The sequence below is a fragment of the Streptomyces griseoaurantiacus genome (assembly GCF_036189845.1).
Taxonomy (GTDB): domain Bacteria; phylum Actinomycetota; class Actinomycetes; order Streptomycetales; family Streptomycetaceae; genus Streptomyces; species Streptomyces griseoaurantiacus.
The window spans coordinates 4438212-4460864 of sequence record NZ_CP108326.1 but is presented as its reverse complement, the minus strand read 5'-3'; the positions used below and the strand labels follow the sequence as shown (position 1 = coordinate 4460864).

Below are 22653 nucleotides of genomic sequence, written 5' to 3'. Positions count from 1 at the left end.
CGAAGGACACTCACTCCCACTCGATGGTGCCCGGGGGCTTGCTGGTCACGTCGAGGACGACGCGGTTGACGTCGCGCACCTCGTTGGTGATCCGGGTGGAGATCTTGGCGAGGACGTCGTACGGCAGCCGGGACCAGTCGGCGGTCATGGCGTCCTCGGAGGACACCGGGCGCAGCACGATCGGGTGACCGTAGGTGCGGCCGTCGCCCTGGACGCCGACGCTGCGGACGTCGGCGAGCAGCACCACCGGGCACTGCCAGATGTCGCGGTCCAGGCCGGCCGCGGTCAGCTCCTCGCGGGCGATCGCGTCGGCCTCGCGCAGCAGGTCGAGCCGTTCCTTGGTGACCTCGCCGACGATCCGGATACCGAGGCCGGGGCCGGGGAACGGCTGGCGCTGGACGATCTCCTCCGGCAGCCCGAGTTCCTGGCCGACCATCCGGACCTCGTCCTTGAACAGCTTGCGCAGCGGTTCGATCAGCTGGAACTCGAGGTCCTCGGGGAGGCCGCCCACGTTGTGGTGGGACTTGATGTTGGCGGCGCCGGTGCCGCCGCCGGACTCGACGACGTCGGGGTAGAGGGTGCCCTGCACCAGGAACTCCACCGCCGGGCCCTCGTCCGCGATGATCTCCGCCTGGGCCTGCTCGAAGACCCGGATGAACTCGCGGCCGATGATCTTCCGCTTCTGCTCGGGGTCGGAGACCCCGGCCAGCGCCTTCAGGAACCGCTCCTCGGCGTCCACGACCTTGAGCTGGACGCCGGTCGCGGCCACGAAGTCCTTCTCGACCTGCTCGGTCTCGCCCTTGCGCATCAGACCGTGGTCGACGTACACGCAGGTGAGCTGGGAGCCGATGGCCTTCTGCACGAGGGCCGCGGCGACCGCGGAGTCCACGCCGCCGGACAGGCCGCAGATCGCGCGCTTGTCGCCGACCTGCTCGCGGATGGCGGCGACCTGCTCCTCGATCACGTTGCCGGTGGTCCAGGAGGGGCTCAGGCCGGCGCCGCGGTACAGGAAGTGCTCCAGGACCTGCTGGCCGTGCGTGGAGTGCATGACCTCCGGGTGGTACTGGACGCCGTAGAGCTTCTTCTCGTCGTTCTCGAAGGCGGCGACCGGGACGACGTCCGTGGAGGCGGTGACGCTGAAGCCCTCGGGGGCGGCGGAGCAGGCGTCGCCGTGCGACATCCAGACGGACTGCTCGGCGGGGGTGCCCTCGAACAGCGTCGAGGACGGTTTGCTGACCGACATGTCCGTGCGGCCGTACTCGCGGGCGCCGGTGTTGTCGACGGTGCCGCCGAGGGTCTGCGCCATGAGCTGGAAGCCGTAGCACATGCCGAAGACGGGGACACCGGACTCGAAGAGCGCGCGGTCGAGGGTGGGCGCGCCCTCGGCGTACACGGAGGAGGGTCCGCCGGAGAGGATGATCGCCGCCGGGTTCCTGGCGAGCATGTCCTCGACCGGGGTGGTGCTCGGCACGATCTCGCTGTACACCCGCGCCTCGCGGACGCGACGGGCGATGAGCTGGGCGTACTGCGCACCGAAGTCGACGACCAGAACGGTGTCGGGGGTGGCGGGGGACGCTTCTGACACGGGTTGCCTTCCGGCGGATGAGCAAGGGGTGTGATTCCGAGTCTACCGGGGGGCGGCGGGGCGTCGCGGCCCTCGCTTCCACCCCGGGAGACACCCCCTCCCGCCCCCGGCCGTCTCATCATGCGAACCCGCTTGGACGTCCCTCCGCCGCGCGGCATACTGGCCCCATGCTCAGCACGCACCCGGCCTTCCTCTTTACCTATGGCACCCGGCCCACCGGCTGCCATGGTCGAGCTGCTTGAGCAACTGACGAGCGACCTCCCAGGCGCCCCGGGCCACACAGGCCCGGGGCGCTCTGCGTGCACGGGACCTGTCACCCGGGGCTCCGGGAACCACGATCCGACAAGGAGCCCTCCATGACCGCGACCCACCCCGAGACCGTCGAGAAGACCGACGCCCCCGCCGCCGCCGAGAGGACCGGCGCCCGTACCTCCGAGGCCGCCGGCCTCATCACCGGCGCCCGTGAGCGCATCGACGCACTCGACGACCGCATCCTCGGTCTCGTCCAGGAGCGCATGGCCGTCTCCGCCGTCATCCAGGACGCCCGCATCGCCTCCGGCGGCCGCCGGGTGAACCTCTCCCGCGAGAACGAGATCCTCGGCCGCTACAGCGCCGCCCTCGGCAAGCCCGGCACCACCCTCGCCATGACGCTTCTCGAGCTGTGCCGCGGCCGCGTCTGACATCCCTTTCTCCGGGGCGTGACCCACGCCACATCCCGTCGTTGATAGGGGTGTCCGTGCCAGCCAGGGGCGGGCCCGAAGGAACCACGCGTGGCTGCGCCGGGGCGATGAGACGTACGGGATTCACGCCGTACGTCGTGGGACCTCGCCCCGGTTGTGACCGGACGGCAGGGGACAGCAGCCCGGTCACCCAAGAGACGGTCGGTCCCGGGGACGCCCGGGGCCGGCCGGCGGTGAACAGGCCTTGTCGACGGCGCCTCCTCCTCGCGCCGTCGTCCGGCACCGGCGTCCGCCCCCGACCACCGGTGCCCATGAGGAGAAGGACCCCGTGGAGCATCACGCCCGCCGCACCGGCGGGCTCCCCGGGGTCCTTCGCCCCTTCCCGCCCGCACACCGGGCCCCCTCGGCCCGCCGGGCGTGATCCACCTCACATAAAGATGTCGTGAAGACGAGGACAACCTTCACCGATCGCGGACGGTCACCTCTGTGGAACCAAGGGCCACGTCCGCGCCCCACACGCGGAGGCCTCCGTCCGTACCGCCACGGGGGCGGTACGCCCGACTTCTCGAGGTCTTCATGAAGCTTCGCCGTGCTCTCGCCACCGCCGCCGCGACGGCCGCCATCGCCCCGCTGTCGCTGATGGCGGCGGGAGTGGCCCTCGCGGACGACGACCCGGCCACCGGCACGACCCAGTCCGCCGGTACGGACACCGCGCCGTCCGGCGAGGCCACCACGGGCACGGACTCCACCTCCGGAGACAACACCGGGGGCGACGCCGAAGGCTCCGGTGACGCGGACACCGCCGACGGGGACACCCCGGCCACGGAAGGCTCGGACGCCGCGAACGGCGGCGAGGCCGGCAAGTCCGGCGGGAAGCCGGTGGACGCCGTCACGACCCCCGCCACCACCCCGGCCACCGGGTCGACCAAGGAGCCGAGCGACGACCCGACCGACTGCCCGGTCGACGACAACGGTGACGACCTCGACTCCGCGCTGACCCTCGGCGTCTCCGGGCTCCCCGGCAAGATCGTGGCGGGCAGCGGCTGGCACACCTTCAAGCTGACCGCCGCCAACCACAGCGACGAGCCGCTGGGGACCGTGGAGTGGTTCGTGCTGGTGGACAACGACGGGCTCGACGGGGGCGGCAAGGCCTCGCTGAGCCAGTACACCCACGTCCAGTACCTGGACCCGGCGACCAAGACCTGGACGTCGCTGGCGGACGTCGTCGGCGAGGGCATCTCCTTCGGCGAGACCGAACTCGGCGCCAAGCAGACGGTCACCATCCAGCTCCGCCTCGACATCACCGCCAAGGCCCCGGCCGGTGACGGCTTCACCGTGGGTCTGGGCGGCTACCTGGACGAGAAGCGGAACTGCGTCCACAGCTCCTTCGGCTTCTACCAGTTCTCCGTGCTCAAGCCGGGCAGCGGCAACGTGGACCCGGGGCAGGCCACGCCGGTCGACCACGGCAAGAAGCCCAAGCCGGTCGGCGGCAAGAAGCCGCAGGGCGGGGCCGCGGACATCCCGGTCACCGGCAGCCTCGCCGAGACGGGTTCGAGCTCGATGCTGCCGACCGTCGGCCTCGTCGGCGGCGTGGCCGTCGTCGCCGGTGCCGGCGCGGTGTTCGCGGTGCGTCGCCGCAGGAGCGGCGGCACGGCGGCCTGAGCGCCGCCGCCCGGCCCCGCGGGAAGCCGCGGGCCCGGGCGGCGCGCTACGCCGGCACGGACGGGGAAGAGGGACCTGGGCCAGGAGGGGGGCGCAGGTCCCTCTTCTCCGTCCGCCGCCGGCGCGGGGGCGCGGCCCGCGTTCCCGCCGCCCCGAAGGACGGCTACTCGGCCGCGGCCTCGCGCGGCTTCCGCGGCGGCACCGTCGGCATCCCCAGGAACGGCAGCCGCAGTGCGCCGAAGGCCTCCTCCGGGACCGCCGGGTGCCGGGGTGCCACGGGGTCGAGGGACGCGTATCCCGCCCCCGGGGCCGGGCGCGGATCGGCCTCGCCCTTGTTGGGCCAGTACGCCATCGCCCGCTCCGCCTGCGCCGTGATCGTCAGCGACGGGTTGACGCCGAGGTTCGCGGAGACGGCCGAACCGTCCACCACGGAGATGCCCGGGTGGCCGTGGAGCCGGTGGTACGGGTCGATCACCCCGGTCTCGGGCGAGTCGCCGATGGGGCAGCCGCCGAGGAAGTGCGCGGTGAGCGGGGTTCCCATGAGCTCGCCGACGTTGCTGCCGGGGAAGCCGTTGATCTCCTCGGCGAGGGCGCTCGCGGCCTCGGAGGCCGCCTTGATCTGCTTGGGGTTGGGGGCGCCGTGCCCCTGGCGCGCGGTCAGCAGCCCCTTGCCGGTGCCCTTCGGCTTCAGGTACGTGGTCAGGGAGTTGTCCAGCGACTGCATGACCAGTCCGATGATGGTCCGCTCCGACCAGCGCCGGTTGGACAGCGAGCGCACCATCAGCAGGGGGTGGCGGGCCGCGTTCGCCAGCCAGGCCAGCGCGCGGGAGCCGCCCTCCGCGTACGGCACCTGGAGGATGGACAGGCCGCCCATGGAGTTGGAGCCCTTGCCGTAGCGGACCGGCTCGATGTGGGTGCTGGCGTCCGGGTGGACGGACGAGGTGATGGCGACGCCGCGTGTGAAGTCGGCCCGGGGCGCGCCGTGCGCCTTGCGGTAGCGCCGGTCGTCGGTCTGGGCGCCGACCAGCGCCTCGGAGTTGGTGCGGGTCAGCTCGCCCAGCCGCCGCGAGAGGTGCGGCAGTTGACCGCCGGCCTTCATGCGGTGCAGCAGGGTCTGGGTGCCGTACGTGCCGGCCGCGAGGACGACCCGGCGGGCGGTGAAGAGGCGTCCCGCGCCCTTGCGGCGGTCGTCGGTGGGGAGGGTGGCGACGGCGTACCCGCCGCGCGAGTCGTCCGTCACCGAGACGACCGTGGTCATGGCGTGCACGACCGCGCCCGCCTTCTCGGCGAGGTACAAGTAGTTCTCGTTGAGGGTGTTCTTGGCGCCGTGCCGGCAGCCGGTCATGCACTCTCCGCACTCGACGCAGGCCCGCCGGGACGGGCCCGCCCCGCCGAAGTAGGGATCGTCGACCTCCGCGCCGGGGGCCGCCTCGGCGTCCCCGGCGGCGTCCTTGCCGTCGCCGAAGAAGACGCCGACGGGCGCCAGGTGGAAGGTGTCGCCGACGCCCATCCGCTCGGCCGCTGCCTTCAGGTGCGTGTCGGACGGGGTCATCGTCGGGTTGAGCCGCACGCCGAGCATGCGCCGGGCCTGGTCGTAGTACGGCTGGAGTTCCTTCTCCCAGTCCGTGATGTCCCGCCACTGGGGGTCCTCGAAGAAGGCCTTCGGCGGCACGTAGAGGGTGTTGGCGTAGTTGAGCGAGCCGCCGCCCACGCCCGCGCCGGCCAGCACCATGACGTTGCCGAGCAGGTGGATGCGCTGGATGCCGTACATGCCGAGGCGGGGCGCCCAGAGGTAGTTCTTCAGGTCCCAGGAGTTCTTCGGCAGGGTCTCGCGGGTGAAGCGGCGGCCGGCCTCCAGGACGCCGACGCGGTAGCCCTTCTCGGACAGGCGGAGGGCGGTCACGGAGCCGCCGAACCCGGAGCCGACGACGAGGACGTCGTAGTCGTACCCGTCGGCGGCGTCCTCGGCGTCGTGGTGGTGCCCGCCCTCGGCCCGGGCGGGGACGGACTTCTCCTGCGGCACGTGCTCTCCTCGTCGAGAACGGAAAACGGGGGACGGGGACGGGGGCGGAGGGAATGGGGACGGGGACGGACGGGGACGGACGGGGAGGAAGGGACGGGGGCGCGGGGAACGCGTGGGGGTCGGTCAGCGCAGGCGCAGGGCCTTCATCAGGCGCAGGCTCCGGCTCATGAACGCCGCGTACTTCTCGTCGTCCATGCCCAGTGACGGCGCCATCGGCAGCACGCGCTGCTCGGCGACGGTCTGGGCCTCGGTGTACTTGAGGATGCCCTCGGAGCCGTGGCGGCGGCCGAGCCCGGAGTCCTTCATGCCGCCCATCGGCGACTGGACGCTGCCGTAGGCGGAGGCGTAGCCCTCGTTGACGTTGACGGTGCCGGTGCGCAGCCGGGCGGCGACCGCGCGGCCGCGCCGGGCGTCCTTCGTCCAGACCGAGGCGTTGAGACCGTAGGAGCTGGCGTTGGCGCGTTCGACCGCCTCGTCCTCGCTCGTGAAGCGGTAGACGGACACGACCGGGCCGAAGGTCTCCTCGCCGCAGACCGACATGGGGGTGTCGACGCCCTCGAGGATCGTCGGCTCGTAGAAGTACGGGCCGACGTCCGGGCGGGGCACGCCCCCGGCGAGGACCCGGGCGCCCTTCGCGACGGCGTCCTCCACGTGCCGGGTGACGGTCTCGAGCTGGCGCGGGCCGACGAGCGAGCCCATGTCGGCGCCGTACGCGAGGGCGGTGCCGAGCCGCATGGCCTTCGTCCGGGCGGTGAACCGCTCCAGGAACGCGTCGGCGACGGCCTCGTGGACGTAGAGCCGTTCGATGGAGATGCAGAGCTGTCCGGCGGAGGAGAAGCAGGCGCGGACGGCGCCCGCGGCGGCCTTGTCCACGTCGGCGTCCTCGAGGACCAGCATGGCGTTCTTGCCGCCGAGTTCGAGCGAGACGCCGACGAGCCGGGCGGCGGCTCCCTGGGCGACCTCGCGGCCGGTGCGGGTGGAGCCGGTGAAGGAGACGTAGTCGGCGTACCGGACGACCTCGGGTCCGACGACCGGGCCCTCGCCGAGGACGACCTGGAAGACCCCGGCGGGCAGCCCCGCCTCGATCAGCAGGTCACGGGCCCACAACGCGGTCAGGCAGGTCTCGGTGTCGGGCTTCATGACGACCGCGTTGCCCGCCGCGAAGGCCGGGATCGCGTCGCCGACGGACAGCTCCAGGGGGTAGTTCCAGGGGGCGATCTGGCCGACGACACCGCGGGGGTGGCGCAGTTCGGTGACCCGGGTCAGGGTCGGCACGGCGCCGGTGTGCCGCTTGGGCCGCAGGTAGGCGCGCGCCCTGCGGCCGTAGTGGCGGGCGGCGACGGCGACGGCCTGCACCTCCTCGTGGGCGTGCAGCCTGGCCTTGCCGGTCTCGAGCTGGACGAGGTCGAGGACCTCGCCCTGGCGTTCGAGGAGCAGGTCGTGGAAGCGGAGCAGCACGGCGGCCCGCTCCCGCACCGGTACCTGGGCCCACACGGTCTGCGCGGCACGGGCCTCCTCGAAGGCCTTCCGCACGTCCTCGGGGGTGGACTCCGGCAGCTCGGCGAGCTTCTCGCCGGTGAACGGGGTGTGGCTCTTGGTGCGGCCGGAGCCGGTGACGCCCTTGGTCAACTGGGCGACCAGTTCCGGCGTCACCACGTCGGCGGCCGTGCGCACACCCTCGGGGACGGGGGCGACGGGGTTGGTGCCGGCCGCCGCGTCCGGGTCGGACGGGGTGGACCGGGTGGCCGTGGGAGTTGCCGTGCGGGGGGTCGGCGAGGAGGCCTGGGCGTCGGTCATGAGCCGCAGGGTATGCCGGGTCGCGGCGTTTTGGTACCCGTCGGTAATGAGGATTCGCGGCGCTTCCCGGGCTTTCACCGGCCGTACACATCGCGCCAGTGATCACTGGCAGCGAATGGCCTGATCAGCGCGTTGCGTGCGCACCGCGTCCCTCTTCCCGGCCTTCCGGGCCTTCCCGGCCTCCTTGGCCTTCCCCTCGTTCTCGGCCCCCTTGACCTTCGGGGTCTTCGGGGTCTTCGGGGCGTTCTCGGCGTTCTCGGCGTTCGTCCCCGCCGGACCTCGACAGGGCGAGTGCCGCGAGGGCCTCCGGGGCGCCGGCCTGGCCGCGGATGCCGGGGAAGGCGTTGACGTCCACGATCACCGGGGCGCCCCCGCCGGTGTCGAGGACGTCGACGCCGTAGACGTCCAACGCGAAGACCTCGCCGACGCGGCGGGCGAGGGCGGCCCATCCGGCCGGCAGCCCGGCGTCGGGGAGCGGCCGGGTGGGGCCCCGTCCCCCGGGCGCGAGTTCGGACCGGCGCAGCGCGGCGAAGACCTGCTCGCCGACGACCCACAACTTGTGGTCGTCACCGCTGTTCGGCACGAAGTCCTGCACCACGACCGGCTCCCCGGGCGCGGCCGCCGCGAGTTCCCGCAGCCGGGCGTCGCCATCGACCCTGGCCACCAGGTCCTGTCTGCGGCTGTGGCGGCTCTTGACCACCACGGGACCGGTCAGGGGCGGCCCCGAGGCCAGGTCGGCGAGGGCCGGGAAGGTACGGGTGGGCGCAAAGGGCAGTCCGGCCCTCAACGCGAGATCCGCCATGGCGGTGCGGTCCTGGCAGAGCGCGGTCGCGGACGACGAGTTGACGACGGGGGCGCCGCGCCGTTCCAGCGCGGCGGCCAGCTCCAGCGCGCGCGGGGTGCGGGCCTTGAGCAGGTACACGTCGGCGAGCGGCTCCTCGTCCGCGGTGTCCGGCACGGCCGTCCCGGGGTCCAGGTGCACGACCCGGTGGCCGGGGACGAGCAGCGCGGTGGTGGCGGCGAGCAGGGGGTGCCCGGGGGCGGACGTGATCAGGCCGATCCTCATGGGTCCCCGGTCTCAGATGCGCTCGCGCGCGGCGGCGGGCACCTGCGACGTGCGGGGGCGCGGCATCGCGGGCGCCTCGACGGCCCCCTCGTGCCACTCGGCCGAGGTCGGTGCCGGGGGCGGAAGCTCGGCCGGGGGTACGAAGGATCGTTCCGCCGCCTCGGCGGAACGGCTTCCGCCACGGGCCAGTTCGAGCACGGCGCGGGCCACCCGCGCCGTCGCGTCCGGGACCCGGCGGAAGCTGGGGAAGTCGTTGACGTCGACGATGACGGGGCCGTCCGGGCCGAGCAGGACGTCGACGCCGTACAGGTCCAGGCCGTAGACCGCGCCCGTGCGGGCGACCACCGCGGCGACCTCCGCCGGGAGCGGCACCGCGCGTTCGCGTATCGCGTGGTCCGGGTGGAGCGGCGAACGGCGCTCGGTGGCGTACAGCTCGCCGCCGACGGCGTAGACCTTGAGGTCCATGCCCGAGTTGGGCACGTAGGGCTGGGCGATCAGCATGCCCTCGCCCGCGAGCACGGGGAGGAGTTCGGCGAGCCGGGCGGGCGTCGGGACCAGGTGCACCGCCCGTCCCGAACTGCCGTCGGCGGGCTTGACAACGAGCGGGTACTCCGAGTCCGGTATCTCCGCGAGGAGTTCGGGCCGCGCCGCCGCCCAGGTCTGCGGGAGCGGCAGTCCGCGGCTGCGGCCGACGGCCGCGGCGAGCGCCTTGTCGCGCACGCCCCGGATCGACCGGGCGTCGTTGACCGTCGTCATCCCGAGTGCGGCGGCGGCCTCCAGCAGAGTGAGGCCGGGGCCCCCGGAGACGGTCTTGAGGACCCAGGCGTCATGGGTGCCGGCCCACACGTCCTCGGACACGCGCAGCAGGGAACTGCCGGGCCGCACGACGTCCACCCGGTGCCCCCAGGAGGTCAGTTGCCGGATCACCTCGACCGGCATGCCGTCGCGGCGGTATTGCTCCTCCACCAGGAAGCAGAGCCTCATCGACCTTCCCCAAACCCCCTGGACGTCCGCCGTTCCCATGCGGCCTCCCGAGACGTCGCGCGACGTCACAGGATGTCATGAACGCCCCGCGCGGACGCCACCGGTACCGGCGGCGAACCGACGGGGCGTCAGGGCTTGTCGATGTCCAGGTTGGCCAGTGTCGTGCGGGCGACCTCGCGGCCCCTGGCCGTGAAGTCGCCCTTGCCGGGGTAGCTGACCGCGACCTGGTACATGTTCCCGGCCGAGGTCCTGTAGTAGAAGACGCGTTCCTCGCGCGGGGTCGGGTCGCTGCTGTCCGTGGTGGTGTAGGCGAGCGTGTTCTCGGCCGCCGGCCTGCCGTGGAAGGTCGTCTTGCCGTCGGGGGCCGTGTGCGGGTTGGCGGGCATGTCGCGGGTGTAGTCGCCGCGGGCCTTGAACTCGTCGTTCTCCGCGTACATCTCCGCGGCCGCCGAGGACTTGATCTCGTGGCCGGTGTCCTCCGCCTTGCGGGCCACGTGCAGCACGATGGTGATCGCGCCGCTCGGGTCGCTGTACATCACCCAGTTCCTGTCGGACTCGTCGGCGTCCGGACCGCTCGCGCGGTACGAGGCCGGGGCCGGCAGCGTCGCGCCCAGACGCGTGACGTGGTGCTTGCTCCAGCCCTCCGGGAGGGAGCCCGCGAACGGGTCCGCGACCAGCCAGTACGTGGTCGCCGCCGCGGCGACGAGGGCCGCGCCCAGGACTCCGAGGGAGACCCGCAGCGCCTTGCGTCCGATGCGGATGCCCCCGCCGCCCTCGGGGGCCGGCGCGGAGACCACCTGGGTGGGCGCCTGGGCCGGCGGCGGGGCGGCCGCCCGTTCCAGCAGGGCGCGCACCCGGGGCTCGTCCGGGCGGTGCGCCGGGTCCTTCTGCAGCAGGGCGTTGATCAGTTCGGCCAGCGGCCCCCGCGCGGCGGCCGGCGGGGCGGGTGTGGCGTTGAGGACCGCCTGGAGGGTGGCCGGGGTGTTGCTGCGGCGGAACGGGGAGACGCCCTCCGTCGCCGCGTACAGCAGGACGCCCAGCGACCACAGGTCGGCGGCGGGGCCCGGGCGCCGGCCCAGCACCCGCTCCGGGGCGATGTACTCGGGCGAGCCGACGAAGCCGCCGGTGTCGGTGAGCCGGGTCTCACCCTCGATCTGGGCGATGCCGAAGTCCGTGAGCACGACTCTGTCGTGGCGGCCGAGCAGTACGTTGTCCGGCTTCACGTCACGGTGCAGCACGCCCGCCGCGTGCGCGGCCCGCAGCGCGCCCAGCACCTCGAGGCCGATGCGGGCCGCCTCGCGGACGTCGAGGGTGCCCTCCTGGAGCGCGTCGCCCAGACTGCGGCCGTGGACCAGTTCCATGACGATCCACGGCCGGCCGTCCACCACCGCCACGTCGTGCACGGTCACCACCGCCGGGTGGTCCAGGCGGGCGGCGGCACGTGCCTCGCGGCGCATGCGTTCGAAGACGGTCGCGCGCTCCTGCTCGCCCAGGTGTTCGGGGACCCGCGGCTCCTTCACCGCGACCTCGCGGTCCACCGTCTCGTCCTTGGCCCGCCACACGGTGCCCATGCCGCCGTGGCCGAGGCGGGAGAGGAGGCGGTAGCGGCCGGCGACGAGGCGGCCGACGCCCGGCGCGGCGCCCGGACCCGCTCCGGGGCCCGCGGCCTGCTCCGGCACCGGGGCCGGATGCCCGGCCTCGGTCGCCGGGCGGGGCTCCGGGTGGGGGTGCGGCCGGGACGACCGGGGATGCGGCTGAGGCTGCGGGTGGGCCCGGGACTGTGGAGGGGCCTGGGTCTGCCCGGTCGGCTCCGGGCGCGGAGCGGCGTAGGGATTGTCCGGGTGAGGCTTCCGCGCCTGCGGGGGTTGCAGCGCGTAGCTCGTCGGTTCGTCCGGTCCCTGTGTGGCTCCCCCGTTGTCGTTCATGCCCCCATGCTTAGCGCGGGGACGGGGGGCGGCACCACACCTGCCCGGAACCGGTCACCCACCTGTGACATCGCCCGGCGCGAAGGTGTCCACCGCGACGTCGAAGTACTCCCTCGCCTCCCGTCCCCTTCCGACCGGCGCCGACACCCACACGTCGTACATCCGGCCCCCCTCGTCCCAGCACAGGTCGTAGGTGTGCCGGGGGCCCTCGGCCGCCGCGTCGAAACCGTCCCAGGTGAACTCCCACAGCGCCGCCGGCCGGCCCTCGTGCCCGGTGCGCGTGACGCGGCCGGCGCGGTAACCGGGGTTGGTGGACGGGCCCCCGGCGTGCGCCCGGCGCATGACCGCGAGCGGGCCCCCCGGATCGGGGGCGGCGACTTTGATGCCGAGGCGGACGTGCCCGTCGGCCGACAGATAGAACACGCGCTCGCCCTGCGGCCGGCGGGTGAAGCCCTCCGGCACGGCGAGCGAGAAGCCCTCCGGGTCGCGCACGGTGCGGTAGCCGGAGGGGGCCCGGTGCCCGGCGGCCGTGGAGGCGCTCGCGCCGGGGGCCGGGGCGGAGGCCGAGCCGGTGGTGCCCGGGGTCGTGCCCGAGGGGCTCGGCGTGGGTGTCGGGCGGGGCGCGCTGACCGAGGTCTCGGGACCCGGGCGGCCGGGTTCCCCGCCTCCGTCGCCGTCCCCGTGCAGCAGCAGTGCCGCCGCCGTGACGCCCGCGCCCGTCAGGGCGGCGACCAGCGCCGCCATCAGCATCAGGCTCCGGGTCGAGTGGCGGCCGGGGCGGGCCGGCGCGGCGGACGGCGTGCCCGAGGGCGGGGAGGACGGCGAGGGCGGCCCGGCGGGCGCGCGCGGCACGTTCCGTTGTGTCGGGGTGTACGAGGGCGCGCGCGTCCGGTACGAGCCGAGCGGGGTGCGCCCCGTCGCCCCGCGTGCGGTGTGCCCCGTCCCGCGCGGCGCCCGTCCCGTCTCGTACACCTCCCGCAGCAGCCGTTCCGCCTCCGGCGCGCTCATGCGCCGCTCGGGGTCGCGGTCGAGCAGTCCCCGTACGACGGGCAGCAGCGGACCCGCCCGCTCCGGTGGCCGGATCTCGTCGAGCACGACGGCGTGCAGCACCTCGCCCACGGAGTCCCGGCGGAACGGCGACTCGCCGCTGAGCGCCGCGCACAGCAGCGCGCCGAGCGACCACAGGTCGGACTCCGGCCCCGTCCTGGCCCCCGACATCCGTTCCGGCGCGGTGTACTCGGGCGAGCCGACGAAGGAGCCGGTCTCGGTCAGCGTCGACGCCCCCGCGACCTGCGCGATGCCGAAGTCCGTGAGGACGACCCGGCCGGTCCCGCTCTCCAGCAGCACATTGGCGGGTTTCAGATCACGGTGCAGCACCCCGGCCTCGTGCGCCCGGCTCAGCGCGCCGAGCAGGTCGACGCCGAGGCGCGCCGCCTCCCGCACGTCGAGCGGGCCCTCCGCCGCGATGCGGTCGGCCAGCGATCCGCCGTCGATCAGCTCCATGACGATGTACGGGCGTTCGTCGTCCTCCACGACGTCGTGGACGACGATGATGTGCGGGTGGTGGAGCTGCGCGACCGCCCGTGCCTCCCGCAGCGTGCGGTCGCGCCGGGCGCGGGCCTCCTCCGCGGAGAGCGAGCCGTCGAAGGGGAGCTCCTTGACGGCCACGTCCCGGCCGAGCAGTTCGTCCGTGGCACGCCAGACGACACCCATTCCGCCGCGTCCGAGCCTGTTCCGAAGCCGGTATCGGCCCGCGATCACACGGACGTTCTCCCCCTCGGTCCCCATGCGCCCCATCATGCCGCACCCCACCACCGCCCCCCGGGGCAACGGAACGCGGCTGGCCGACAAGTGACGTACCGGGGCCGGGGCGTGCGGCAGCACGAACGGTGGACTTCGGGGGCGCACGAAGCCCCCGGCGCCCCGGCAGGCCCCTACGCCCCTACGCCCCTACGCCCCTACGCCCCTACGCCGAGGGACGCTGTGCCGGCGGTCGCCAGCCGCGCAGCATCGTGTCGAACTGCTTGCGCGCGGTGTCCCAGTCCGAGGCGGGGCCGGACAGGTAGAGCGCGTACTCGACGCCGTCCCGGCTGATGTACGCCTGCTCGACGGCCCGTCGCGGACCGGGGTACGGCCCGTCCTTGGCGAGCGCGGTCCAGGTGAAGTCCCACAGCGCGCCCTGGCAGTCGCGGTAGACGTTGGAGTTCAGACTGACCCGCTGATAGGCGGTCAGCCGCTTCAACTGCTGCTCCAGGTCGGCGAGGTGCCCGTACGCCGTGTCGAAGTCCGGGGAGTCGTCCACCGCCACGCGCAGGAAGTGCTGTCCGCCGTCGGGCGTGTAGTCGATCTGGCTGCCCTCGACCTGCCGCTTCCAGCCCTGCGGGACGACGATGCTGAATCCCAGCGGGTCGTCCACGCGCTGCCAGCCCTCGGGAACCACTGCGGAGGCCCCGTCCTCGCCGGTGGAGGGCGTGCGGGAGCCGGAGGAGGGGGATTCGGAACGGACGGCGGCGCCCGAGGCGGAGGTGTCGGACTTCTTGCCGTCCGGGCCGCCGTTCCCCAGCTGGTTCCAGGCCAGGGCGCCGCCGGCGCCGACGACCACGGCCAGTGCCAGGACGAGCGCGACCGTGCGGCCGCGGCGGCGCGGCCGGTCCCCGGCGCCCGCGGACGCCTGCTGCGTCTGGTGGGCGGTGGCACCGAAGGGGGGCGTGGCCGGATGGCCGGGGGCGCCCGGCGACGCGGGCGCGCCCGCTATGTGCGTGCCGACGGTGGCGCGTCCCGGCACCGGCGTGGCCGTGTACCCGTCCGCCGCGCGGGCGGCGGCGTACGCGCCGGAGGCCTCGGCGACGGCCGTGGCGGCGTCGGTGGCGCGGGCGGCGTCGAGGGCATGGGTGGCGTCGGTGGGCGTGCGCGTGGCCGCCGTCCCTCCCGAGGTCCCGGACGTCGTCCCCGCGGCCCCCTGCCGGTCCGTCGCGCCCTCGCCCTCCGGGCCCTCACCACTGGCGGCCTCACCGCCCGGGGTGCTGCCGGTGGCGCGATCGACGTGCCGGGTCGGGACGTAGGCCTGGGCCGCGCGCGGGCGGCGGCCCTCCGCCGCCTCGGCGAGCATCTGCTCGGCCTCCCGCGCGCTCGGCCGTGTCGCCGGATCCTTGCGCAGGAAGGCCTCGATGACCGGTCCGAGCGCGGGTCCGGCGTACCGCGGCTCGGGCGGCTCCTCGTCCACGACGGCCTGCATGGTGGTCAGCGGCGAGGTGCGCCGGAACGGCGAGCGGCCCTCCACCGCCGTGTACAGCGTGGCGCCGAGCGCCCACAGGTCGGAGGCGGGCCCGGGGTCCTGGCCGCGCACGCGTTCGGGGGCCAGGTAGTCGACCGAGCCGACGATCTCCCCGGTGCGGGTGATCGTCGTGTCGCCCTCCACCTGGGCGATGCCGAAGTCCGTGAGCAGTACCCGCCCGTCGGTGGCCAGCAGGACGTTGCCCGGCTTGACGTCGCGGTGCACGACGCCGGCGGCGTGCGCGGCGCCCAGGGCGCGCAGCACCCACAGCCCGATGCGGGCGGCCTCGGCCGGCTCCAGCCGCTCGCGGTCCCGGACCGCGTCGGCGAGCGAGCCGCCCTCGACCAGTTCCATGACGATCCACGGCCGGTTGTCGTGCTCCAGCACGTCGTGCACGGTGACGACGGCCGAGTGGTTGATCCGTGCCGCCGCCCGTGCCTCGGTCTGGGTACGCGCCAGCAGCACCGCACGGTCACTGTCGGTGACGTAGAGCGCGGCCGTCAGTTCCTTGATGGCGACCGACCGGTGGAGCACCTCGTCCCGGGCACGCCATACGCGGCCCATGCCCCCGCTGCCGATCGGGTCGACGAGCCGGTAGCGGCCCGCGAGAAGCTGGCCCTGCATCTGATTCACGTTTCCCCGCAATGGTCTTGACACAACCAGCGTAAGGACCCGCCCCCGCACTGGGAACCGGCGGGGTGGTACGGAAACGACACTGTGACGCTTGGGAGTTGTGGCACCTGCTGTGGCGTCAGGGGTGCGAGTGGCGACATAACACCCGATCACCCGTCATGCGCGAAGGCCACCGTCACTGCCCGTCACGAGCCGTCAGCCGGTGGCCCGGTACGTCTGCTCCGCCTGCTCGTAGAGGCGGGTGACCTCGTCGCGCTCGGCCTCCGGACCGCGCACCTGCACCACGTGGTAGCGGTTGCCGACCAGCAGCACGAGATTGCGCACGTACAGCTCCTTGCCGCCGGCGGTCCAGGTGAACTGGCCCTCCGCCATGGTCCGTCCGCCCACGTCGATCCGGCGCATGCCGGTGGAGGTCGCCCAGGTCGAGTCCCGGAAGGGCTGCGTCTCCGGTTCCTTCTCCCGCTGGTAGGTCAGCAGGTCGGTGCCGAATGTGCCCGTGCTGTCCCGGCCCGGTACGACGATCAGCTCGAACTCGCCGTGGGAGTAGACGACCTGGCCCCTGCCGTTGCGGCCCGCGCGGTCCCAGCCGTCGGCGACGGCGACCCGGAAGCCCTCGCTGTCCTTGCGCAGGGTGAAGCCCTGGGCGACGCCGGAACCGCCGTCGCTGCCGGTCCCCGAGTCCTCCTCGGACCCGGAGGTGCTCTTCCCCGCGTCGGGGGACGCGCTGCCGCCGCCCTTCCCCTTCTCCTTGCCCTCGGCCTCGTCCTTCGCCGAGGGCGCGGGGGCGGCGCTCGCCTCGCCGACGGTGCCCGCGCGGTCGGCACCCGCGCCGTCCTCGCGCGCCCCGTTCTTCGGCAGGAACACCATGGCGTACGCCACCGCCGCGGCCATCGCCAGCAGTATCAGCACGAGCAGGGTCCGGCCGAGCCGACGGGGACGGCCCGCTCGCGCGCCCCGGTGGCGGGCCCGGGTGGCGACGGGCAGTCCGGCCCTGCGGCGCCGCACGAGTTCGCCGCGCCGCCGCACGATGGGCAGTCGCCGGGTGTCGATGGGGGGCGCGGACACGACGTGCGCGCCTGCCTCCGGCTCGGGCGCCGAGCGCACGAGCGAGCGCAGCCAACCGCGCAGTTCCTCGAAGTCGGGCCGCTCGGTGGGGTCCTGACGCAGCAGCGACTCCACGACCGGCCGCAGCGGTCCGCACTCCTCGGCGAAGGCGGGCGGCTCCGCGCACACGAGCTGCACCAGCTCGGCGGTGTTCTCCTCGGGGTACGGGGCATGGCCCTGGACCGAGCGGAACAGCAGCGCGCCCAGCGCCCACAGGTCGGTGGCGGGACCGATGGGGGCGGCGAGCTGCCAGTTCTCGTGCACCGGCCCGGCCTGCTCGGGCGCCCAGCGCTCGGTGACGGGACCGACCAGCGCCATCCGCGCCTGCCGGGCCCGTTCCGCCTCCAGCGCGGTGCCCGGCCCGCGCTGGGGTGCGCGCCCGGGCGCACTCCGCCCCCAGTGCGCGGTGGGCGCGTCCCGGACCTCGGGGGCGCGGTGCGGGTCCGCCTCCCCGGCGGGACCGTGGCCGCGCGCCGTGTCGGGGACGGCACCGTAGGCCGCCGGGCCCTCCACACCGGTGCCGTACGGGGGAGGTCCCTCCGGGGTGCCGTGGACGCCCGGCCGGACGGGGGCGGCGGCGCGGTGGGCCGCCGGGTCCCGCATGCCGGCCCCGTAGGGGGCCCGTCCCTCCGGGGCGCCGTACGCGCCCGCGCCGCTCCGGGCCCCCGGAACACCGGGCACGCCGGGCACGGCCGGATTGGCCGGCTCACCGGGGCGGACGGGACCGCCCGGGATACCGGGGCCGCCCTGTGTTCCCGGGCCACCGTAGAGCTGCGGCCCGCCCGAGGCTCCTGCGGGGCCGTACGCGCCGGGCCGGCCCAGGACGCCGTAGGGATCGGCGATCTGGCCGGGTGCCGGGGAGGGCGCCTGTTCCACGCCGAGCGCCGGGTCCTGCTCCGGCGTGCCCGCCGGGCCCGCGCCCCGGGGACCGCCGTGCGCGCTCGGAGCGCCACCCTCGGAGGCGGGACCACCGGGCGGAAGACTGTGCGCGGGGCGCGGCGCGGGGAGCGCGGCCCGGCTGCTGCGCTCCTCCTCCTGCACGCGCGCGGCGGCCCGGGCACCGGCCCGGTAGGCGGCGATCGCCCCGGCCCGCGCCGCCCGTACGTCGTCCCCGTTCTCCGGCGCCCTGGGGCCGGGGGCCGGCACGCCCCCGGAGCCGCCCTGCGGCGTCATCGCCCCGTTGGCCCGCGCTTCGAGTGCCGCGCGGCGTGCCTCCTCGGCGTCCGCCGCGCTCATGCCGCCCGCCACCGCCCCGAGGGCGCCCCCGGCCGGTGCGCTGACCATGCCCCCGGCGGCTCCGACGGCCCCGCGCGCCCCCGGGCCCACGGCCGGGCCCCCCGGGCCACCGGCACCGTCGAGGCCGGCGCCGCGCGCCCCCGGGATCGCGCGCCAGGCACTCGGCGGGCGCGGACCCGGGGGCACCGGGGCCGAGGGCGTCACCGGACCGGCGGCGGGCCCCCGGAAGGTGTCGGGCACGGCGCCGGGCGCACCGGCGTCCGCCCCGTTCCCGGTACCGGCGTCGGCGTCGATGTCCGGCGGCACGGGGTCGTACCCGCACAGCGCCTCCTCGGCGGCGCCGACCGCGAGCCCGGTGAGCATCACCCGGCCGTCCTCGCAGACGAGCACCGTGCGCGCCGTGATGTTGCGGTGCACCCAGCCGTGCGCGTGCAGCACCCGCAGGGCCATCAGCACGTCGGAGGCGACCTCGGCCGCCCGGTAGGGCGTCAGGAGCTGCTCGTCGAGGAGCGCCGCCAGCGAGCGCGCGGGCACCAACTCGCTGACGACCCACAGCGAACCGCCCTCGGCGAACACGTCGAAGACCTGGTCGAGACGGGGGTGGTCGGGAATCCGCGCGGCGGCCTGCGCCGCCTCGATCGCGCGCCGTACCGCGGGATCGGCGGGCCGGCGCGTGGCGCCGCGCCCGCCGCGGCCGCGCGCCCCGGCGTCACGGGCCACGAAGCCGTCCGGCAGACCGTCCGCGTCGAGCACCTCCGCCTCGACGACCTCCGGCAGCGGCACCTGCCGGATGAGCACTTCCTGGCCGCTGTAGGTGTCGAAGGCGCGTCCGTCGGCGAACTCGTCCTCGTCGGCGGCAGGCAGCGGCAGGCGGTAGCGGTCGGCGAGAACCCGTCCCGCGTAGTCGTCCACAGTGCCTCCCCCGGCCGGTCGGCTGGTCAATTCCGTTCGTCTTGCGCCCCGTTGTGGATGCGTACGGTTCGCAACCACTCACGATACGTGCCGTGGGCAACCCGCATGGAGGTATATGACATCTCGGCGTCCCGCAACCGTACGGAACGTCACCTCATGACTTCGGCTCGAACGTGGTGTTCAGGGTCTTCCAGGTGTCCTTGCGCAGGTCGCTCTTCCACCGGGCCGACTTCGCCGAGTACATCAGCGCATAACCCTGGTGGTCGTTGACGACGAAACCCCGGTCGATCGTCCGGTACTGCGTCCCGTTGTCGGAGTAGGTGAACTCCCAGTCGGCGGCGTTCCAGCCGCGGTAGTCCACCTTCTCTATTCGGATGCGGTGGTACTGGGAGCGGGTCATGTAGCGCTCCTGGCTCTTCCAGTCCGCCACCGGGTCGTTCTTCGGGGTGGAGGTCCAGGCGATCAGCAGCCGCTGCCCCTCGGGGCCGGTGAAACGGGCCCCTGCCGAGTCCGTCTTCGTGTACTTCCAGCCCTTGGGCAGCCCGATGGAGAAGCCCTGCGCGCCCTTGTACGTGGTCACCTTGCCGCTGCCGCCGGAGGAGGACCCGGACGAGTCCGAGGAGCCGTTCGAGGAGGAGGAGTCCGAGTCGCCGGAGGTGGAGCCGTCCGCCGTGCCGTCCTCGTCGGTGTCCCCGGAGCCCTTCCCCGAGCCGTCCGTGCGCGACCCGTCGTCGTTCTTCTCGCCCTCGCCGCCGTTGCCGGAGGCACCGCCCTTGCCGCTGTCGTCCTTGCCGCCCTTGCCCGAGCCGCTGCTCGCACCCTGGGACGTGTCCGCCTTGGTGTCGGCGCGCTTGTCCCCGCCGTCGTCGTCACCCAGCGTCAGCGCGAGCACCGTACCGAGCACGGCGAGCACCACGACCACGGCGACGACCACCAGCGCCCGCTTCGGCACGACGTCGGTGATCGGCGCCCGGGGGGCGGGCGCGGGCCGCCGCGGGCGGTCCGGTTCCGGCACCACGGGCCAGCCCGAACTGGTTTTCGCCGCACCGGAGTTCGATGCGTCGACCGTGGACTTCTCCGAGGCCGCCCCCACCGAGGGGGAGGCGGAGGGAGACGAGGGCGTGGAGGGGGACGAGGGCGTGGAGGAGGACGAGGGCTCCGACGCGGCCGAGGAGGAGTCCGACGCGGCCGGGGTGGCGGTCGGAGTCCCCGAGGTGCCCGCGGTCCCGGCGGCCGCCGCCGCACCCGCGGCGGCCCCTGCGGCCGACGCGCCGGCCGCCTTGCCGCCTCCCGTGGTCCCCGACTCCTTGCCCGTGCCGGGCGTGACCCCGCTCCTGGCCTCGCCCGGCGCACCGCCGCGCCTGGAGCGGGCGGTCGCGGCACCCGCCGCCTTGCGGACGGAGCGCAGTGCCCCGCGCAGCTTGTCGGGGGCACCCCCGTCCGACTCGGGCACCGGCGGCAGCGCCACGACCCGGGTGGCGTCCACCGGTTCCGCGACGGAGCCCTTGGCGGCATCGGTGGCGTCGATCACCTCGTTGAGCATCGCCCGGGCGCCCGCGTCGTCGAGCCGCTGCTCCGGGTCCTTGGCGAGCAGTCCGAAGATGACGCCGCGCAGCGGGCCCGCGTTCTTGGGCTCCTCGACGGGCTCCGTCATGACCGCCGTCAGGGTGGCGATCGCCGAACCCTTGTCGTAGGGCGGAACGCCCTCCACCGAGGCGTAGATCAGGCCGCCGAGCGACCACAGGTCGGCCGCCGGGCCCGGCTTGTGCCCGCGGGCACGCTCCGGGGAGATGTAGGAGGGGGCGCCGACGAGCATGCCGGTCGAGGTGATGGACGGGTCGCCCTCGACCTGGGCAATACCGAAGTCGGTGAGCACGACCCGGCCGTCCTCGCTGATCAGCACGTTGGACGGCTTCACGTCACGGTGCAGGATGCCCTCGCTGTGCGCGGCCCGCAGCACGTCCAGGACCGCGAGTCCCACCTCTGCGGCACGCCTCGGTTCGAGTACGCCGTCCTCACGGATGACCTCGGCGAGGGACTTGCCCTCGATCAGCTCCATGACGATCCAGGGGCGGTCGTCCTCCTGCACGACGTCGAAGACCGTGACCGCGCCCGTGTTGCGGATCCGCGCGATCGCCTTCGCCTCGCGCAGCGTGCGCGTGATCAGCCGGCGCTTCTCCTCCTCGTCGATGCTCGACGGGAACCGCAGCTCCTTCACGGCGACCGCGCGGCCGAGGGTCTCGTCCTCGGCCCGCCACACCGTGCCCATGCCGCCGCGGCCGAGGACCCCTCCCAGCCGGTACCGCCCGGCGAGGAGACGTCCGCTCTTGTCCTGACGGGATGACCCCGCCCGCTCCGCCTCCGACATGCGTCCCCTCATGCAACCCGCCCTGACAGAGCCTTCATTGTCCCTCACCCACGGACCGTCCGACGCCCAGGGTGCCCCGTAGGACGCCCCGTGCGGAGCGGGCGCGCTCCCACCACCCGGGGCACGCGGACGACCGGCCTTCCTCCATGATGTGCGGTGACGAAACGAGGACGCCGATGCCGCTTCGCCGGGCCCGCCGATCCCTGGTGGCCGTGGCCATGACCCTGCCCCTCCTCGCCCTCGCACCCCACGACCCGGCGGCGCCGCCCGGGCCCCGGGGCCGGGAGAGGCCGGCGACGGACACGGTCCTGTCAATTATGGTCACCCGTACCGGAGTTCCCGCCGGAGCGCTCCTCACGCAGGACCGGAAGGATTCCCACTTCGCCCACGCGGAGAACGAGGGGGACGGAGGCGGAAACGGGACCCCCGCCGGTTCCGGTGCCGGGGGCACGGAGAGGGACGGTCTCCGCGCCGCCGATCACTTCCGGGCCGGCAGCCTCACCAAGACGTTCCTCGCCACCGTCGTCCTCCAACTCGCAGCCGAGCACAGGCTGTCGCTCTCGGACTCCGTCGAGGACCACCTGCCCGGGCTGGTGCGCGGGCACGGCAACGACGGCAGTGCCCTCACCCTGCGCTCCCTGCTCACGCAGACCAGCGGTCTGGCCGACTTCACCGCGGACACCGGGGCCATGGTCCCCCTGACGCCGCGTGAGGCCGTGCGTCTCGCCCTCACCCACTCCCCCACCACGCCGGGCCGCTACGCGTACTCCAACACCAACTACGTCCTGCTCGGCATGGTCGTCCGTCAGGTCACCGGGCACTCGTACGCCACCGAGGCCGAGCGCCGCATCCTCACCCCCCTGCGTCTGACGGGCACCTCCTTCCCGGGCGCCCGTACCACCCTTCCCTCCCCGCACGGCCGGGCCTACGCCGCCGACGGGTCCGACGTCACCGCGCTCGACCCGCGCGTGGCCGGCGCGGCAGGCGAACTCGTGACCACGCTCGCCGACCTGGACCGCTTCTACGCGGCCCTGCTCGGCGGCGAACTGCTGCCCCCGCACTGGCTGCGCGAGATGCTCGACACCCGGGCCGCACAAGGCGTGTACGGCGCGGGCATCTATCCGGTGACCCTTCCGTGCGGGACGACCGTGTGGGGACATTCCGGCCGGATCCCGGGCAGCTACGTGCGCACCGCGGCCACCGTCGACGGTCGCCGTGTGCTCACCTACCGCCTGAACACGGACGCGTTCGCCGATCCCGGCCTCGAGCGGGCCCTGCTGTCGGCCGAGTTCTGCTCCCGCACCCCGTAGAACGACCGGGTTCCGAACGGAGATCCCTCCCGGGCCCACCCGTTCGAGTGAACCTGCCCGTCCCCGTCCCCGTCCCCGGCAGCGGCAGCGGCAG

Annotated in this window: 13 protein-coding genes; 3 read left to right on the top strand and 10 right to left on the bottom strand. The window is 74.3% G+C overall.

The window, feature by feature from the left end; genetic code table 11:
- Nucleotides 1-10: 10 nt before the first annotated feature.
- Nucleotides 11-1585: a glutamine-hydrolyzing GMP synthase gene (gene guaA, locus OHB09_RS19925; protein WP_006140837.1), complete on the bottom strand. Its 1575-nt coding sequence runs from the start codon at nucleotides 1583-1585 to the stop codon at nucleotides 11-13.
- A 356-nt stretch (nucleotides 1586-1941) separates the two neighbouring features.
- Between guaA and OHB09_RS19920 the strand changes: the two genes are divergently transcribed.
- Both OHB09_RS19920 and OHB09_RS19915 read left to right on the top strand, forming a co-directional pair.
- Nucleotides 1942-2265 carry a chorismate mutase gene (locus OHB09_RS19920; protein ID WP_234527908.1) on the top strand — a complete coding sequence of 108 codons (324 nt, stop codon included), beginning with the start codon at nucleotides 1942-1944 and terminating at the stop codon, nucleotides 2263-2265.
- 576 nt (nucleotides 2266-2841) lie between these two features.
- Nucleotides 2842-3927 (top strand): LPXTG cell wall anchor domain-containing protein, encoded by a 1086-nt coding sequence (locus OHB09_RS19915; protein WP_328922323.1) that lies wholly within the window; start codon nucleotides 2842-2844, stop codon nucleotides 3925-3927.
- A gap of 163 nt (nucleotides 3928-4090) precedes the next feature.
- Here OHB09_RS19915 and OHB09_RS19910 read toward each other — a convergent pair whose 3' ends face one another.
- The 9 genes from OHB09_RS19910 to OHB09_RS19870 all read right to left on the bottom strand — a co-directional run bounded on the left by OHB09_RS19910 (nucleotide 4091) and on the right by OHB09_RS19870 (nucleotide 21249).
- Nucleotides 4091-5950, bottom strand: coding sequence for a GMC oxidoreductase (locus OHB09_RS19910; RefSeq protein ID WP_167792792.1), 1860 nt, complete (start codon nucleotides 5948-5950; stop codon nucleotides 4091-4093).
- 123 nt (nucleotides 5951-6073) lie between these two features.
- A complete protein-coding gene (locus OHB09_RS19905; RefSeq protein ID WP_328918599.1) occupies nucleotides 6074-7747 on the bottom strand; it encodes a succinic semialdehyde dehydrogenase in 1674 nt (557 codons plus the stop codon).
- Nucleotides 7748-7871: 124 nt separating this feature from the next.
- The gene (locus tag OHB09_RS19900) at nucleotides 7872-8813 is read right to left on the bottom strand and encodes an ATP-grasp domain-containing protein (RefSeq protein WP_191891782.1); all 942 of its coding nucleotides are present in this window, start codon (nucleotides 8811-8813) and stop codon (nucleotides 7872-7874) included.
- Between the two features lie 12 nt (nucleotides 8814-8825).
- Entirely contained in the window at nucleotides 8826-9797 is a 972-nt protein-coding gene (locus OHB09_RS19895) for an ATP-grasp domain-containing protein (RefSeq protein WP_191891781.1), read from the bottom strand.
- A gap of 128 nt (nucleotides 9798-9925) precedes the next feature.
- Nucleotides 9926-11722 carry a serine/threonine-protein kinase gene (locus tag OHB09_RS19890; protein WP_328922322.1) on the bottom strand — a complete coding sequence of 599 codons (1797 nt, stop codon included), beginning with the start codon at nucleotides 11720-11722 and terminating at the stop codon, nucleotides 9926-9928.
- Between the two features lie 54 nt (nucleotides 11723-11776).
- The gene (locus OHB09_RS19885) at nucleotides 11777-13510 is read right to left on the bottom strand and encodes a serine/threonine-protein kinase (protein WP_328922321.1); all 1734 of its coding nucleotides are present in this window, start codon (nucleotides 13508-13510) and stop codon (nucleotides 11777-11779) included.
- Nucleotides 13511-13688: 178 nt separating this feature from the next.
- Complete coding sequence (locus tag OHB09_RS19880; RefSeq protein ID WP_006140849.1) at nucleotides 13689-15620, bottom strand: serine/threonine-protein kinase; 1932 nt, start codon at nucleotides 15618-15620, stop codon at nucleotides 13689-13691.
- Between the two features lie 204 nt (nucleotides 15621-15824).
- Nucleotides 15825-18881 carry a protein kinase gene (locus tag OHB09_RS19875; RefSeq protein ID WP_328922320.1) on the bottom strand — a complete coding sequence of 1019 codons (3057 nt, stop codon included), beginning with the start codon at nucleotides 18879-18881 and terminating at the stop codon, nucleotides 15825-15827.
- Between the two features lie 154 nt (nucleotides 18882-19035).
- Nucleotides 19036-21249 (bottom strand): serine/threonine-protein kinase, encoded by a 2214-nt coding sequence (locus OHB09_RS19870; RefSeq protein ID WP_234527813.1) that lies wholly within the window; start codon nucleotides 21247-21249, stop codon nucleotides 19036-19038.
- A 218-nt stretch (nucleotides 21250-21467) separates the two neighbouring features.
- On the opposite strand from OHB09_RS19870, the gene OHB09_RS19865 reads away from it, so the two are divergent.
- On the top strand, nucleotides 21468-22559 hold the full coding sequence (locus OHB09_RS19865; protein ID WP_328922319.1) for a serine hydrolase domain-containing protein: 1092 nt from the start codon (nucleotides 21468-21470) through the stop codon (nucleotides 22557-22559).
- Nucleotides 22560-22653: the final 94 nt, after the last annotated feature.